Raw genomic sequence first — 15,267 nt, 5'->3', positions numbered from 1 at the left:
CGTGGACGCAACTTTTATACTATTGGGAACCGGCGCGGGACCCGGATTACCCTCCTTCTTTTGTGATTGTGCAGGATGCCGGGAAGCCAGAGACAATCCGGCATTAGCCAGAACACGCAGCGGCGCGTTCATTGACACCGGTAACAGCAAACTGCTGATTGATGCTTCGCCTGATTTACGTCACCAGCTTATCAGAGAAAGCATTACCCGGGTTGACGGTATCTTTATGACCCATTGGCACTATGATCATTTTGGCGGATTGGGAGAACTGGAATACTATATAAAACTGGCCAGAAACGAAGCAATACCGATCTACCTGCCACCTAGCGCAGTAGAACAGTTTACAGCCGCTTTCCCCAATTTGACAGAGGCTTTTGCGGTTAAATCCTGGCAGTTTGCCAGGCAGTACCGTGTTGACAGCCTAGGTATCACGCCTTTGCCCGCAAATCATGGGATAGAAACCGCCGGCTTTTTGCTGGAAACAGCGGGTACAAAACTGGCCTATTACCCGGACACTGCCGGGCTGCCGGCAGTGAGTGCCGGGAAGGTAAACGGGGTAGACTGGCTCATTTGTGACGCGACATTCCATGGTGATAACTGGTTTCCCCAGGCGCACATGTCGCTGGAGCAGGCCGTTGACCTTGGCCGGCAAATCGGGGCTAAAAATACGGTGTTAACGCATTTGGCCGTTCATTACAGCCGGCCGGCAACCAGCCGTCAACTCGCTGAAGAAGCCGCCGCCTATGAAAATGTATGTGTCGCTTATGATGGGATGCGTATAAAACTTTAACGGACTTACTAAGGAGGGGTGAGCATAATGAAAAAGTCTCTGGGAACTAAAGTAGTTGCTATGCCCTCGCCGGTCTGGGTTGTTGGCAGCTATGATGATAGCGGTAAGCCTAATATGATGACTGTGGCCTGGGGCGGGATAGTTTGCTCGACTCCCCCGTGTATAGCCATATCCTTGCGAAAATCACGGTTGACATATACAAACATTCTTATGCAAAAAGCATTTACCATTAATATTCCGTCCGTACGCCATGTGGCTGAAGCCGATTATATCGGTCTTGCCTCCGGTAAAGACACCGACAAATTTGCAGCAACCGGGCTTACGCCGCTAAAAAGTGACAAGGTAAATGCGCCCTATATAAAAGAGTTTCCTTTAACATTTGAGTGCAAATTGCTTCATACCATTGAGCTGGGGGCTCACACGCAATTTATTGGTCAGATTATCGGCGTGAAAGCGGATGAAGAAATTCTTGACCATAACGGCATGCCAATTGTTAGTTTGGTTAAGCCATTAATTAGCTGTGCTTCGGATCGTGCTTACTACGCCTTTGGCGAATATTTGGGGCAAGTGTATTCTATGGGGGTAACACTTCGAGATTCTTTAATGCGTATATAGATTCAAGAATTTAAAAATAAAACTTCTGTGCAAATGCAGCAGAAGTTTTATTTTTTAAAATGGTAACACCCTGCCTGTAAATCTTTATTGGATACTATCTACAAAGAAGAGCATTGATTTCAAAATGATACAAAAAAACGTGAGGTTTCTCAAAATAAAAAAATCAAATGAAACACGCGAAAGTTACGATAGCGACAAAGGCTTTATTCACAAGGGGTTTTACGATTGAATAATAAAAAAAATACTTGGCATGAATTTTGCAATAATAATTAAATAGTATTTAAATAGTATTAAGAGTTTATATAAACTTAAATGCGGATTTGTAACAAAATGAGGGTAGCCAAAACTAAATAATAGTTGGCACTCCGAGCTGCATGACCTAAAGTCATCCATGGTCTGGCAGTCTGAACGATTTGTTCACGGGGTAGCGAAAGAAATTTTGCTACCTCCCAATCTCGGGAAGGAGGCGCTTCATTAGTTTTTTGAAAAACTTCTGTGTGCGTCTATACAGAAGTTTTACTTTTTAGATTTGAATAAAAATTTGCTATAGCTAAGCAGGAAGGAAGTGAATGAATTATGTTTGACAGTTATGCTCGCAATATTGATTATTTACGTGTTTCTGTAACCAACAGATGCAATCTGCGATGTAAGTACTGTATGCCGGAAGAAGGAATTGAGGATCTCGGTCATGCTAATATCCTTACCTTGGAGGAAATCGCTCATCTCGTTAGGGTAGCGGCGCGGATCGGCATTCAAAAGATTCGCCTGACCGGCGGCGAGCCGCTTGTGCGTAAGAATATTACCAAACTGATTGGCGATATTGCCCAAATTCCTCAAATCAATGATATCGCGATCACGACGAACGGGATGTTATTTGCCGATATGGCGGAAGACCTGAAAGCCGCCGGTTTGACCAGAGTCAACTTTAGTCTCGACAGCCTGGACGAGGAGCGGTTTAAGTATATCACCCGCCGGGGCAGCCTGAAAACTGTAGTCCGTTCCATATCCAAAGCAATGGAAATCGGCATGGCGCCGATAAAAATTAATACGGTGGTAATGAAAGGCATTAATGATGATGAGATATTGGATTTTGTCGAATTAGCAAAAAAAATGCCGCTGCATGTACGCTTTATTGAGTTTATGCCTGTAGGGGACTTACCTTTTTATAAAACCGACAGGGTTGTGACAGTCAGTGAAATCAGAGAAATTATTGAGCAAAAGTACGACTTGCATAAAGGCGCCAATGTGCAGGGAAATGGACCGGCTAAGTGCTACCAAATACGTGGCGGCATGGGCTCGGTTGGATTTATCAGTGCAATGAGTGATCATTTCTGTGGTGAGTGCAACCGGATTCGTATGACGGCTGATGGCAAGCTTCGCGGCTGTTTGTTTGGCAAACAAGAATTCAATCTTAAACTGGCTCTGCAAAACCAGGCCAGTGATGAGAAAATGGCGGAAATATTCTGCCGGGCCATCAGGGAAAAACCCAACCGTCACCATATGAATGAAGGCTGGGGAGCGGATAACAAGCGCAAGATGTACCAAATAGGGGGATAACAAGTGGACTTTACTCATTTTAACAATGACGGATATGCCCGCATGGTGGATGTAAGTGAAAAAAATGATACGGTGCGCGTAGCGACGGCTCAGGCTGTTGTCCACATGCAGCCAGCGACTTTACAAGCCATTAAAAGCGGCGGTGTCAAAAAAGGAGACGTCCTGGGAGTGGCGCAGGTCGCCGGTATCATGGGGGCTAAACAAACGTCCGGCCTGATACCCATGTGTCACCCGCTCATGTTAACATCGGTAAATATTGAATTTGCAATGAATGAATTAAATTCCACAATCACGATTCGCTGTCAAGTGAAAACGACCGGAAAAACAGGGGTGGAAATGGAAGCGATCAGTGGTGTCAGTATTGCCGCTATGACCATCTATGATATGAGCAAGGCCATTGACCGCTGGATGAAAATTACCGATATCATGCTGCTGGAAAAAATGGGCGGTAAAAGCGGTCATGTTAAACGGGAAGAATGAAGAGGATTTTTTATTGATAAAGGAGGGACAAATAATGGCCAAGGTACTGGCAGTTAATATAAGTGAAAACAAAGGAGAAATAAAGCGGCCGCTGGAAAAAGGCTATTTTGAGGTAGACCACGGCCTTAACGGGGACGCTCATGCCGGCAACTGGCACAGACAGGTAAGCCTGCTCGGCAATGAAAGCATTGATAAAATGCGAACCCGGGGTTTTCATAATCTTGAAGCAGGAAATTTCGCCGAAAATATTACGACCGAAGGCATTGTTTTGTATGAGTTGCCTGTGGGCACCAAACTGAAAATAGGCGAAACAGTAATGGAAGTAACGCAAATCGGTAAGGAGTGCCACAAGGGCTGTGCCATCAGGGAAAAGACCGGTGACTGTGTGATGCCCAGAGAAGGGATTTTTACCAAAGTGCTTACTCCGGGCTGGATAAAAGCTGGCGATACCATTGAACGGATTGGTTACAGCGGCTGAATAGGTTAACATGGAAGGAGAAGTAACAAATGCAGATCGTCAGAGTGGAAGATGCAGTCGGCAATGTATTATGCCATGACATTACCAAAATAGTACCCGGCGAATTCAAAGGACGGGCATTTAAAAAGGGGCACATCATTACCGAGGAGGATATACCCAATCTCTTAAAGTTAGGCAAAGAGCATCTGTATGTATGGGAGCTAAAAGAAGGTTTTTTGCATGAAAATGACGCCGGAGTCCGGCTTGCCCGTGCGGTAAAAGGGCAGGGACTCAGCCTGACCGAACCTGCCGAGGGCAAGGTTAACCTTATTGCCGAACATAGCGGGATGCTGGCCATTAATGAAGAAATATTGCTGCGGGTTAATACCATAGAAGAGATTGTAGTTGCCACCCGCAACAACAACCGGCCTGTAAAAAAGGGCGATAAGGTCGCCAGTGCCCGGGTTGTCCCCTTGCTCATTGCTGAAACCAAAATAAAAGAAATTGAAGAAATTACCCGGCAAACCGAAGTTGTTGCCGTTAAACCGTTTCACCCTTACCAAGTAGGCGTTATCACCACCGGCAGCGAGGTTTATCACGGCCGGATTGAGGATAAGTTCGGGCCGGTTGTAAAAGCCAAGGTCGAAGGCTTTGGCTGTAAAGTCATTGAGCATATTATTGTTCCTGATGATGCGGAACAAATAGCGCAGGCTGTTGCCACGCTCATCGGCAGCGGTGCCGAGATGATCCTGACAACCGGCGGCATGTCGGTTGATGCTGACGACGTTACCCCGAGCGGGATAAAAAAAGCCGGCGCTAAAATCGTCACCTACGGCGCGCCTGTGCTGCCGGGCGCTATGCTGATGGTAGCTTACTTAGGTAAAGTTCCGATTTTGGGACTGCCCGGCTGTGTTATGTATCATAAAACAACCGTATTTGACCTTGTCCTGCCGATGGTTTTGTCAGGACAGACCGTTACCAGACCAATGATTGTCAAATTAGGGATGGGTGGATTATGTCTTGAGTGTGATGTATGTCAATATCCTGCCTGTTCATTTGGAACCGGTGCGTGAAAATTAGGCAAGAGGTGGAAAAAATGAAGACAGGTATCCCACTGGAGGAAGCCCAGACAACATTACTGGAATTAGTACGGCCGGTTAAGGAATGCCATGTATCACTGGCAGAGGCTGTCGGCAGACTTTTAAGCCAGGATATACGGACAGCTATAAATCTGCCGCCTTTTGATAAATCTCCCTTGGACGGCTATGCGCTGCAAGCCGGCGATACGGAAACAGCAAGTTCGGAGAACCCGGCAATTCTCCAGGTAATCGAAGAAGTACGGGCAGGCTTTGTACCGGAAAAACAAGTAACCCCCGGAACAGCAATCAAGGTTATGACCGGCGCCCCGCTGCCGGCAGGGGCCGATGTCATTATCAAATTTGAGGATGTAGCAAGAACAGGAAATCAGCTTAAAGTTATGTATCCTTTACAGGCGGGGAGTAATATCATCCGCGCCGGTGAGGACGTCCGCCAGGGAGAATTAATTGCCGCAAAAGGTACGGTGTTGACACCGCCGCTTGTTGGGTTGCTGGCAGGCATCGGCGTTGCCGCAGTACCGGTATTTAGCAAAGCCAAAGTCGCTATTTTAAGCACCGGGGATGAAGTAATTGACCCGTCCGAAAAACTAAGACCAGGCAAGATCTATAACTCCAATCTGCACAGTCTGGGGGCTTGCTGTTCACAGCTTGGGGCCGCCCCTGTTATGATGGGGGTTGTTCCTGATGAACAAGCCGCTATTGTGGAGCATATTAGCCGGGCATTGGCACTGTCGGATTTAGTCATTACCACCGGTGGTGTTTCTGTGGGTGATTATGACATTGTTCCGGCTGCTCTTAAACAAATCGGTGCCGAAATTATCTTCTGGAAAGTGGATATGAAGCCCGGTTCGCCGATCATCGCCGCCCAGTATAACAATAAACTCATTATTGGTCTTTCCGGCAATCCGGCGGCTGCATTTATTACCTTTGACCTGATTGTTGCCCCGCTCATTAAACGGATGCTGGGGTTTGAAAGCGGCTTGCCGCCTAAAATTTCCGCAATTTTAAAGGACAATTTTAATAAATCGAGTCAACAACGCAGGTTTTTGCGCGCTAAAGTAGAAATAATTAATAATATCCGTTATGCAAAACTTACCGGCGAGCAAAGCAATGGTGTTTTAAAATCAATGATTGACTGCAATATATTAATTGACGTGCCTGCCGGCAATGGGCCGCTTGTCGCCGGTCAAGAGGTTTCAGCCGTCGTCATTGGCAGACAATAAAGAGACATTCTTAGCACTGGTTAACTAGTTTTTTTAGTAAATCAGAAAGCACTGTACTTTCTGATTTGCTAAGCTAACTAAGCTCCCTTAAAGCACACCAGAAGTTGCTATGAGCTAGTTACCTTAAATCTTATAAGGGAGGTAGAATCTTGAAAGGATTTCAAGAGCAAGAAGTAACCAGTGTAATTGAAATTGATCGAAAGGTTTGTAAAGGCTGCGATTCTTGCAAGTCCTTTTGCCCGGCAGATGCAATACAGGGCAAATATGGGGCTGTGCATTCAATCGACAGTGAAAAATGTATCTCTTGCGGGCAGTGCCTGGTCAACTGTCCTTTTGGGGCGCCCAAGGATAAAGTTGATGTTGTCGACAAAGTGATCGAGCAACTGAAAAACAAAAAAATTACCGTCGTAGGGACGATGGCCCCGTCTGTCCGGGTGGCCATCGGCGAGGAGTTTGGTATGGAGCCAGGCAGTCTGGTGACAGAGAAGCTTTATGGTGCCCTCAAACAAGCCGGCTTTAAAATTTTGGACACCAATTTCACGGCCGACCAGACCATCATGGAAGAGGGCATGGAACTGATTGCCAAAATCCGTCATTTTGCCTTAGGCGAGCCGTCGGAACATCATTTGGGGCCTTTGCCGCAATTTACTTCCTGCTGTCCGGCCTGGGTACGGTATGCAGAACTTAATTATCCTGAACTGCTGCCCAATATGTCCTCCGCGAAATCGCCGATGATGATGGCCGGTGCCCTGGGAAAAACTTACGGCGCCAAAGAAGTCTGGAAGGTTAACCCGGAAGACATGTTCATGGTGGGGATCATGCCCTGCACGGCGAAAAAATTCGAGGCTTCGCGTCCGGAATTTACGAGTGCCGCCCGCTACTGGCAGACGCAGGGCCGGTCAGGCAGCTATCCGGATATTGATGTTGTACTCACAACCAGGGATCTAGCCCGGTTATTTAAAAAGCTGAATATTGATTTTAAAAGTGTTCCTGAATTTACCGACCAGGATAATCCGCTGGCGCAGTACAGCGGTGCAGGCACGATTTTCGGCAATACCGGCGGCGTTATGGAAGCCGCACTCAGAACCGCTTACTTCGTGATTACCGGCAAAGAGCTTGATGTGCTGGAATTCCAGCCGGTTCGCGGTCTTAAAGGGGTGAAAGAAGCCAGCGTTACCATGAAAGACGTTAAGACTGGTAAGGAAGTAACCCTCAAAGTAGCCGTAGCCCACGGAATTAAGACAAATGTTAAACCGCTGTTAGACGAAGCCAAAGCCGGTAAATCCCCGTATCATTTCATCGAAGTCATGAACTGTCCGGGCGGCTGTGTCAACGGTGGCGGTCAGCCAATCAATCCAATGGGAACATCCTGGCTGGATAAAGCCAAGGCTGTACTGCCGTGGTCATAAGGAGGGAAAAGAGTGGCGCATTATGATTATATTGAAAAAGCCGTAAAAGTAACGCGGCGTGAATTTATTGGCCTTGCCGGTGTGGCAGCCGCCGTATTGTGGACCGGTGCCTATGTGGCCACAGATTTGGTCCAGGATCGGACCAAATATATAAAGCTGCGGGCGCAGGGCATCTATAAAGATGATGCAAAATCAAAAATCCGCCAAAGCCACAACAACCAGGCTGTGACTGACGTGTACAAAAAGTTTGCCAAAAACCCACTCAGTCCGTTAGCCGAAGAACTGTTTCATACCAAGTATGTGGACAGAACCAAGTTAGTGTAGGAGGGATAATTGATGAGCCATCATGATATAGAGGGTCAAAGAGTACTTAAACATCCGCTAGTTTCCAGAGTTTTTCACTGGGGATTGATTTTAGGTTTTTTACCAGCAGCCATAACCGGATTTTTCATTTGGTTAAAGCCATTTAGTGATGATCTGCAAAACTTGGTCATGCAAATCCATATTGTGGGTGCCAGCATACTTACACTATCCTGCATTTTTTATACCATCTTTGCTTTAGACAGAATTGTCGCGTTTACCCGCAGAATCTTTAGCTACGATGAACGCGACGTCGCCTGGATGAAAGTTTGTGGCGGGTATCCGCAAAAAATGCTGTTAGGTAAGACCATCCCGGTACCGCCAATGGGCAAAATGAACTCAGGCCAAAAACAAATGGGAATCATGATGTTAATCGGCGGTATCCTATTGATTGTTACCGGCTGGGGATTATATGCTTTTCTGCCGGTTGCACCCAAAATAGCCATGTACTGGTTTGACATGGTGCATTTAGTTGTCGGCATTATTCTGGGACTCAGCGTATTTGCGCATATTTTTCTCGGAATCTACAACTGGGGCGAGTTTTTGTGCATGTTTGGCGATGGTACGCAAACGCTCAGCGAGGCTAAGCATCATAACCCGGTATGGGTGGAAAATGAAATTGAATTAGTAAAAAAAGACGGCTCCGTAGCTGTTAATGGTCAGCAGCATGCAGGTTAATGCGGCTAGTGGCCAGTGAATTTGCCGCGTTAAGCAAATTAAGGAACCAGGATTGGGGGACAGTGCCGTGGATGTGAGCGGTATAATTTTGGCAGGAGGACGCAGTTCGCGCATGGGGCGTGATAAAACGCTCTTGGTCTATAATGACGAGACGATGATCGAACGTACTGTTCGTAAACTGCGGAATTTTGTCGATGAGATAATTGTTGCCAGCAACAGCACGGCAAAATATAACCTGCCGGGTATTGTCGAGGTTCCGGACACTTACCCGGGCATGGGCCCCCTTGGGGGGATGCACGCAGGCCTCATGGCCGCCCGGCATCAGTATGCTTTTATCGTCTCCTGCGATATGCCGTTTTTTACCGAAGAACTGGCCGGCTATTTAATTAAGCGCAGTGCGGAATATGATGTGATAGTGCCTGAAATAGAAGGCCGCTTGGAACCGCTTTGTGCCGTCTATTCCCGTAATTGTGTCAAACCTATAGAAAAGTGTCTGCAGGCTAATGTACGTCAAGTATACCAATTCTATTCGGAGGTGCGGGTTCTTAAAATTAGGGAAAGTGAGTTGTGCCCGGTAGGCGATCTAAGGGAAATGTTCTATAATTTGAATACCCCGGAAGATGTGCGTTACCTTAGAACAACCCATCAGACAGATCGCTTGCGTTAGTCAAGAAATCGGTATGGCAGATAAGCGCTGGGAGATAGAATGATATTTTGCGCATCTTTTTCCGCCCTGCCGCGTTGTCGTCGCCTTACATATGTCCGATATGCGCGGCTCCTCCGCCTTGCATGGCGAAAAAATCTACGCAAACTATTCCATAGGTTTTAAGGAAGATGAAGTACCCGGACGCAGATAGCCACCTAAAAATTTATGCGAATTATGAAAAAATATGTGGAAATATGTAATTTTAAGTAGCAGAACAATCCATGTTTATGCTAAAATAATAAGTATAATCTGAATATTTTTACTATCATACTTAGTAAAAATTAATCTACTTATATCAGTTTATTTGCATAACTGATTATGAAAATATGGTGTTGAGGTGTCGTTATATGGAAATCTATGAAGTTAAATATCAAGTTTGCCCGGCTGCCGGGAATGCTGTTTTAATGACTAACACGGTAGAAACGAGCAGCCCTGAACATGCTAAAAAGATGGTTTATAGCATGCTGTTTAGAAGCAAGCCAAGCAAGGCAAAAGTAAAATTCATGTATGTGCGCAGATTAACTCATATTTAGTTTTTCAGGGTTTGTATAGGGAGAAGAGTCTATGCGCTATGAGGGAGATATTTATAGTCCCCATATGGCTGGGGATGACTACATACTGCAGTGTACGATCGGCTGCAGTCATAATCAATGTACTTTTTGCTATATGTATAAGAATAAAAAATATCGTGTTCGCGAACTGAAGGAAATACTGAAAGATATTGATCTTGCCAAAGAATATTACGGTGAAGTGGAAAAAGTATTTCTGGCAGATGGAGATGCTCTCAGCATGCCGGCAGAAGATTTGATCAAAATACTAAATCATCTGTATGATACATTTCCCCACCTTTCATATGTTGGAACTTATGCCAGTGCCGGCAGTATCCTGAAAAAAACTCTCCCTGAACTGAGCGAACTGCAAGAACATGGATTGGTAGAAGTGCACCTGGGTGTAGAGAGCGGCGACGAAGACATTCTGCGCACTATACAAAAGGGTGTTACTCGTGCCGAGATGGTTCAAGCCGGGAGAAAGGTCAGACAAGCAGGGATCAATTTGGTAGTTACCGTGATTTTAGGATTGGCCGGAAGAAGCTCAAAAGCATGGCAGCATGCCAAGAATACGGCCCGGATTTGTAATGAGATACAGCCCGATTATCTGGGGTTTCTCACAATTATCGTACACCCCGGAACGGAAATTTATGACAAGGTGCAAAGAGGCGAGTTTGAAATTCCGGAAGAAATGGAAATTTTACAAGAAATGCGGTTAATGATTCAAGGTTTACAGTTGGAGCATTGTGGAATTACCTCCATTCATCCGTCAAACTGTCTTCATGTGGAAAGCTATTTACCGGCAGGAAAGAGCGAACTTCTGCAAACATTGACGCAGATTATCGATAATAAGGATTTTTCCCGGCTTTGTTCACGCAAGACAGAAAGCATATAATTACGGGACAGGCTGATATGTGGAAACTTTGTTGCTTTAGCAAAGTTTCCATTAATTTTATATGGGCTGAGGATATTCACGTCTGTCACTTTGTATGATAAAATTTGATTGACATTGGAATGAACAATAACATGGAGGTCATATGAAAACTACGATCAGTCAATATGTGTGGGTATCAATTGGGTGTTTGCTCAGCAGTATTTCGATCAACGCCTTTTTGGTTCCCCACCATCTTTTAAGTGGCGGAGTATCCGGACTGGCTATCATTTTCTACTTTATATTCGGTTGGCCGATTGGCGTGCAAGTCTTTTTAATGAATATTCCGCTTTTATATGCTGCTTACCGTCTGTTAGGCAAAAACTACACGGTTGGAACTATTTACGGAACCATTCTTTTTTCTTTGGCGGTAGACGCCACGCGTTTTGTTTCTGATTACAATCTGATTGATGATCCGATCATTTCCGCGGTTACGGGCGGTGTGATTGCCGGTATAGGCAGTGGCTGTATTTTCCGTGTTAATGGCAGTGCCGGTGGGTTGGATATTGTAGCTGCGATTGTCAAAAAATACTATTCTTTTAATTTTGGGGCAGTGGGATTTGCCATTAATTGTGTCATTATGCTGGCGGGGGCTATGTTGTTCGGTCTTAAACTGGCGATGTTGACCTTAATATCCATGTTTATTAGCGCTAATCTCACTGATAAGGTAGTCGAAGGATTTAACCGCAGAAAAACAGTGTTTATTGTTTCGTACAGTACCAATGCTATTGTGGAAGCCATATTAAAAGAAGTAGGACGGGGTGTCACGATTCTTCACGGACAAGGTGCATTCACCCGTCAGGACAAACAAGTATTATTTGTTGTAGTCAGCCTAACGCAGATTGCCAAAATCAAACAACTGGTTCACGAGGCTGATCCGCATGCCTTTATGATTGTTCAGGATGCTGCCGAGGTTATGGGGCGGGGCTTTACCCTGCCCGGAGCTAGGCAAATATAATTCAGAAAGACAAAAATCATCAGTTTAGCCTAAGGCTGAACTGATGATTTTTTTTGTTGTTATTGGATGGTTATAAAATATTCCAATTGGTGGTTTTCTTTAGAAATTAATTTGGTAGAATGATAATTGGATGGTACCAAATCCAATTGTATATAAGAAGAGTGATTAGATGCGCATCGTAATCAATCGTAATGCCGATACTCCCATTTACTTGCAAATAAAAAATCGCTTGCGGGAAATGATTTTTTCGGATGTATTGCCTGCAGGCACTATATTACCGCCTGAACGCAGCCTGGCTAAATCGCTGGAGGTTAACCGCAGCACGGTGATAAAAGCCTATCAGGAGCTTAAAGCTGACGGCTTGGTGGATTCGCATGTCGGTAAAGGGACAATCGTCCTTTCCCAAGCCAAGCAGGCAGCGCTGCCTGACGGATATATCAATCCGCTGCCTTGGTATCAACTTTTTACGGAAACCATTGCCGGCAGCAATGACAATATTATCGGGGATATTATGGCCATTACGGGTGGCGATGATCTCATCTCCTTTGCCGGCGGTATTCCGGCTCCTAGCTTATATCCGGTAGAAATCATGCGTGAAATTCAAGCTGATTTATACCGGAAGACCAGCCGGGAAATGTTTTTGCACAGTCCGGTAGAAGGACACTATCCGCTCAGAGAGAGTATAAGCTATTTGCTGCGGCAGCGTCAGATTGCGGCGTCGGCAAAAGACACTGTGATCCTTTCCGGTTCGCAGCAAGGACTGGATTTTGCCGCACGGATATTTATTAGACCAGGTGACACCGTCCTTGTTGAGGAGCCTACTTTTTTCGGGGCTATTCAGATTTTCCGGTCAGCCGGCGCGCGTGTTATTGGTGTGCCAATCGACCAAGATGGTCTGCGTACAGATGTGCTGGAAGCCTTATTGGTGCGCCATAGGCCTAAGTTTATTTATACACTGCCTACCTTTCAGAATCCATCAGGGGTTACGCTGAGCTTGGAGCGGCGATATCAACTTTTGAATTTGGCTTATCAGTATCAGCTGCCAGTTTTAGAAGACGATCCTTATGGCGAGCTTTACTATGACAGTGCACCGGTTCCACCCCTGAAAGCACTTGATCGTCACGGCTATGTTATTTATTTAAGTACCTTTTCCAAGTCATTGTTTTTGGGATTGCGAGTCGGGTGGATAACGGCACCGCCGCAGGTATTGGCCAAGTTTGCCCATCTTAAACAAATGACAGATTTACATGTCAATACACCGGCTCAGTTCTTGCTTGATGCCTTTATTCGCAGGGGAGACTATGACAATCATATCGCTTTGCTCAGACAGGAGTATGCCGGACGGAGAGATAGGATGCTGGAAGCACTGGGAAAATATAAGGTGCCGGGAACGAGTTGGAATAAGCCACTAGGCGGTTATTATGTTTGGTGCCGGTTGCCGGACAATATTGTCAGGCATAAGCTGGTGGCCAATGCCGGTAAACGGAGAGTTGTTTTTTTACCAGGGGAAGCCTTTTATCCGGATGGCACCCAAGGAGATACGCATGTCAGGCTAAATTATACGTTTGTTAATCCTGATCAAATTGAGCCCGGAATAAAGCATTTTATGCAAGCTGTAAGAGAAACGGCAACTGACAGAGACCTGGAGAATGAGCATAATATAAAACCCTTGGTTTAAAATCAAGGTGAAATAGAGGAGGTAATTTTCATGGGTACTGTTAAAATTAAACAGGTGGATGCCTTTACCACAAAATTGTTTGGTGGTAACCCCGCAGGGGTAGTGACTGATGCCAATGGTTTGCCTGATGCGATAAAACAGAAGATTGCGCGCGAAATGAATCTTTCGGAAACAGCTTTTGTTTCACATTCTAATGTAGCTGATTTTAAAGTTCAGTTTTTTACGCCAAATGTGGAGGTACCTTTATGCGGTCATGCTACGATTGCCACTTTTGCCACATTATACGAAGAGGGTAAGCTGGATCAAACAAAGAGTGTTTTTTATCAAGAGACTAAGGCCGGAGTTTTACCGGTAGAGGTAATAAAGGAAAATAGCCAGACGGTATTTATGATGACGCAGGCTGCGCCGCAGTTGGCCGGAGTCGATCTCAGCCGGGCTGAGATTGCGGCAGGTTTAGGACTTACACCGGATGATTTACTGGAAACTCAGCCGATGAAGGTATCAACAGGTCTATGGTGGTTAGTTGTCGGCATTAAAAGTCTTTCTAAACTGAGTAATGCCCACCTGGATTTTGCCGCAATTGCTGCTATGAGTAAAAAATGCGGGATGGAAGGCTTTGTACCATTTTGTCTAGAGACTGTTCAGCCAAGCTGCAGCTTTCATTCCCGCGCTTTCTGTCCATTAGATGGAATCAATGAAGACCCTGTATGCGGCACTGGCAATGGTTCTGCGGCCGCTTATATTGCTGCCCATAATCTAATTGCTATTGACGGCGAGGCTGCATTGATCGGGGAAGCCGGTTTGGAAGTGGGGCGTCCGGGTCAGGTAAATATTATTGTCAGCAAGCAGGCTGGGCAGGTTAAGACCGTTAAAGTCGGCGGTACCGCTGTTCGCGTCATGGAAGGGGAAATGGTATTTTGAAGACAATTGGACTTATCGGTGGGTTAAGCTGGGAATCCTCTTTAGAATATTACCGGTTGATTAACCAAGGTGTAAAGCAGAAGCTAGGCGGGCTGCATTCGGCTCAGTGCTTACTGTATTCGGTTGATTTTGGACCAATTGAGGAACTGATGCGGCAGGGTGACTGGCAACAGATCAATCAGTTGCTGGTCCAGGCGGCGCTGCACTTAAAACAAGGCGGAGCTGAGTTTATCCTTATCTGTTCAAACACGATCCATAAGTGTGCTGATAGTATTATTGAGCAGACAGGTATGCCTGTTCTGCATATTGCCGATGCCGCTGCGCAAGCAATTAAACTCCGGGACTTAAAGAAAGTCGGTTTATTGGGGACTAAATTTGCCATGGAAGAAGCGTTTTACCGGAACCGTCTAAAAGAGCAGCATGGTATTGACGTTATCATCCCGGAAGAAAACGAGCGGGAATTTATTAATACAGTAATTTTTCAAGAACTGTGTCTTGGTGTTCTTAATCCGGATTCCAAAGAGCAGTTTAAGAAAATTATTAACAAACTAATGGGGCTGGGAGCAGAGGGAATTGTGCTGGGATGTACGGAAATCCCCCTGCTGATTAAACAAGCTGACGTTAATGCCCCGGTATTTGATACCATGACGCTTCATGCGGCGGCTGCTGTCGATTATGCATTTGGAGTGTAAAAGTAAGATTTTAAGTTAAGTGCCAATAAAAAGATGCCGGAAGGCATCTTTTTATTGGCACTTTCTGTTTAGGGCAATGTTCACAATAAAGCTGCTGAACCCGGGAAATGATATTACTGAAGTTAAGTTCTTGTAGGGGTATAAGGAGGAATTATTCTGAAAACGGA

General features: G+C 45.6%; 17 protein-coding genes and 1 riboswitch. All 17 genes read left to right on the top strand.

The window, feature by feature from the left end:
• Position 1 precedes the first annotated feature (1 nt).
• The 17 genes from BLR65_RS14340 to BLR65_RS14260 all read left to right on the top strand — a co-directional run bounded on the left by BLR65_RS14340 (position 2) and on the right by BLR65_RS14260 (position 15,100).
• On the top strand, positions 2–790 hold the full coding sequence (locus BLR65_RS14340; protein WP_093794872.1) for an MBL fold metallo-hydrolase: 789 nt from the start codon (positions 2–4) through the stop codon (positions 788–790).
• 27 nt (positions 791–817) lie between these two features.
• Positions 818–1,405 (top strand): flavin reductase family protein, encoded by a 588-nt coding sequence (locus tag BLR65_RS14335; RefSeq protein ID WP_093794871.1) that lies wholly within the window; start codon positions 818–820, stop codon positions 1,403–1,405.
• A gap of 351 nt (positions 1,406–1,756) precedes the next feature.
• Positions 1,757–1,887, top strand: a riboswitch (molybdenum cofactor riboswitch).
• Between the two features lie 94 nt (positions 1,888–1,981).
• Positions 1,982–2,962 carry a GTP 3',8-cyclase MoaA gene (gene moaA, locus BLR65_RS14330; protein WP_093794870.1) on the top strand — a complete coding sequence of 327 codons (981 nt, stop codon included), beginning with the start codon at positions 1,982–1,984 and terminating at the stop codon, positions 2,960–2,962.
• A 3-nt stretch (positions 2,963–2,965) separates the two neighbouring features.
• Complete coding sequence (gene moaC, locus BLR65_RS14325; protein WP_093794869.1) at positions 2,966–3,442, top strand: cyclic pyranopterin monophosphate synthase MoaC; 477 nt, start codon at positions 2,966–2,968, stop codon at positions 3,440–3,442.
• Positions 3,443–3,476: 34 nt separating this feature from the next.
• Positions 3,477–3,920 (top strand): MOSC domain-containing protein, encoded by a 444-nt coding sequence (locus BLR65_RS14320; protein ID WP_093794868.1) that lies wholly within the window; start codon positions 3,477–3,479, stop codon positions 3,918–3,920.
• A 29-nt stretch (positions 3,921–3,949) separates the two neighbouring features.
• The gene (locus BLR65_RS14315) at positions 3,950–4,972 is read left to right on the top strand and encodes a molybdopterin-binding protein (RefSeq protein ID WP_093794867.1); all 1,023 of its coding nucleotides are present in this window, start codon (positions 3,950–3,952) and stop codon (positions 4,970–4,972) included.
• 23 nt (positions 4,973–4,995) lie between these two features.
• Positions 4,996–6,219 carry a molybdopterin molybdotransferase MoeA gene (locus BLR65_RS14310; RefSeq protein ID WP_093794866.1) on the top strand — a complete coding sequence of 408 codons (1,224 nt, stop codon included), beginning with the start codon at positions 4,996–4,998 and terminating at the stop codon, positions 6,217–6,219.
• 149 nt (positions 6,220–6,368) lie between these two features.
• On the top strand, positions 6,369–7,628 hold the full coding sequence (locus tag BLR65_RS14305) for a [FeFe] hydrogenase, group A (RefSeq protein ID WP_093794865.1): 1,260 nt from the start codon (positions 6,369–6,371) through the stop codon (positions 7,626–7,628).
• 12 nt (positions 7,629–7,640) lie between these two features.
• The gene (locus BLR65_RS14300) at positions 7,641–7,952 is read left to right on the top strand and encodes an iron hydrogenase small subunit (protein ID WP_093794864.1); all 312 of its coding nucleotides are present in this window, start codon (positions 7,641–7,643) and stop codon (positions 7,950–7,952) included.
• 12 nt (positions 7,953–7,964) lie between these two features.
• Positions 7,965–8,666, top strand: coding sequence for a cytochrome b/b6 domain-containing protein (locus BLR65_RS14295; RefSeq protein ID WP_093794863.1), 702 nt, complete (start codon positions 7,965–7,967; stop codon positions 8,664–8,666).
• A gap of 67 nt (positions 8,667–8,733) precedes the next feature.
• Positions 8,734–9,333, top strand: coding sequence for a molybdenum cofactor guanylyltransferase (gene mobA, locus BLR65_RS14290; RefSeq protein ID WP_093794862.1), 600 nt, complete (start codon positions 8,734–8,736; stop codon positions 9,331–9,333).
• Positions 9,334–9,719: 386 nt separating this feature from the next.
• Complete coding sequence (locus BLR65_RS14285; protein ID WP_093794861.1) at positions 9,720–9,905, top strand: hypothetical protein; 186 nt, start codon at positions 9,720–9,722, stop codon at positions 9,903–9,905.
• 31 nt (positions 9,906–9,936) lie between these two features.
• Positions 9,937–10,815 carry a B12-binding domain-containing radical SAM protein gene (locus BLR65_RS14280; RefSeq protein WP_093794860.1) on the top strand — a complete coding sequence of 293 codons (879 nt, stop codon included), beginning with the start codon at positions 9,937–9,939 and terminating at the stop codon, positions 10,813–10,815.
• 142 nt (positions 10,816–10,957) lie between these two features.
• Complete coding sequence (locus tag BLR65_RS14275) at positions 10,958–11,809, top strand: YitT family protein (RefSeq protein WP_093794859.1); 852 nt, start codon at positions 10,958–10,960, stop codon at positions 11,807–11,809.
• A gap of 169 nt (positions 11,810–11,978) precedes the next feature.
• The gene (pdxR, locus tag BLR65_RS14270) at positions 11,979–13,487 is read left to right on the top strand and encodes a MocR-like pyridoxine biosynthesis transcription factor PdxR (protein WP_093794858.1); all 1,509 of its coding nucleotides are present in this window, start codon (positions 11,979–11,981) and stop codon (positions 13,485–13,487) included.
• Positions 13,488–13,517: 30 nt separating this feature from the next.
• Positions 13,518–14,408, top strand: a complete 891-nt coding sequence (locus tag BLR65_RS14265) for a PhzF family phenazine biosynthesis protein (RefSeq protein WP_093794857.1) — start codon at positions 13,518–13,520, stop codon at positions 14,406–14,408.
• Positions 14,405–15,100 (top strand): aspartate/glutamate racemase family protein, encoded by a 696-nt coding sequence (locus BLR65_RS14260; protein ID WP_093794856.1) that lies wholly within the window; start codon positions 14,405–14,407, stop codon positions 15,098–15,100. Before BLR65_RS14265 ends, BLR65_RS14260 begins: the two co-directional genes overlap by 4 nt.
• Positions 15,101–15,267: the final 167 nt, after the last annotated feature.

It is taken from the genome of Sporomusa acidovorans, assembly GCF_900101845.1.
Lineage (GTDB): Bacteria > Bacillota > Negativicutes > Sporomusales > Sporomusaceae > Sporomusa > Sporomusa acidovorans.
This window is presented reverse-complemented; position numbering and strand designations above follow the sequence as displayed.

Bases quoted from the DNA above. Each gene is read 5' to 3' on its own strand.
- BLR65_RS14315 (WP_093794867.1), top strand. From the start codon at position 3,950: ATGCAGATCGTCAGAGTGGAAGATGCAGTCGGCAATGTATTATGCCAT.
- BLR65_RS14265 (WP_093794857.1), top strand. From the start codon at position 13,518: ATGGGTACTGTTAAAATTAAACAGGTGGATGCCTTTACCACAAAATTG.
- BLR65_RS14280 (WP_093794860.1), top strand. From the start codon at position 9,937: ATGCGCTATGAGGGAGATATTTATAGTCCCCATATGGCTGGGGATGAC.
- BLR65_RS14285 (WP_093794861.1), top strand. From the start codon at position 9,720: ATGGAAATCTATGAAGTTAAATATCAAGTTTGCCCGGCTGCCGGGAAT.
- BLR65_RS14295 (WP_093794863.1), top strand. From the start codon at position 7,965: ATGAGCCATCATGATATAGAGGGTCAAAGAGTACTTAAACATCCGCTA.
- moaA (WP_093794870.1), top strand. From the start codon at position 1,982: ATGTTTGACAGTTATGCTCGCAATATTGATTATTTACGTGTTTCTGTA.
- BLR65_RS14275 (WP_093794859.1), top strand. From the start codon at position 10,958: ATGAAAACTACGATCAGTCAATATGTGTGGGTATCAATTGGGTGTTTG.
- pdxR (WP_093794858.1), top strand. From the start codon at position 11,979: ATGCGCATCGTAATCAATCGTAATGCCGATACTCCCATTTACTTGCAA.
- BLR65_RS14320 (WP_093794868.1), top strand. From the start codon at position 3,477: ATGGCCAAGGTACTGGCAGTTAATATAAGTGAAAACAAAGGAGAAATA.
- BLR65_RS14335 (WP_093794871.1), top strand. From the start codon at position 818: ATGAAAAAGTCTCTGGGAACTAAAGTAGTTGCTATGCCCTCGCCGGTC.
- BLR65_RS14310 (WP_093794866.1), top strand. From the start codon at position 4,996: ATGAAGACAGGTATCCCACTGGAGGAAGCCCAGACAACATTACTGGAA.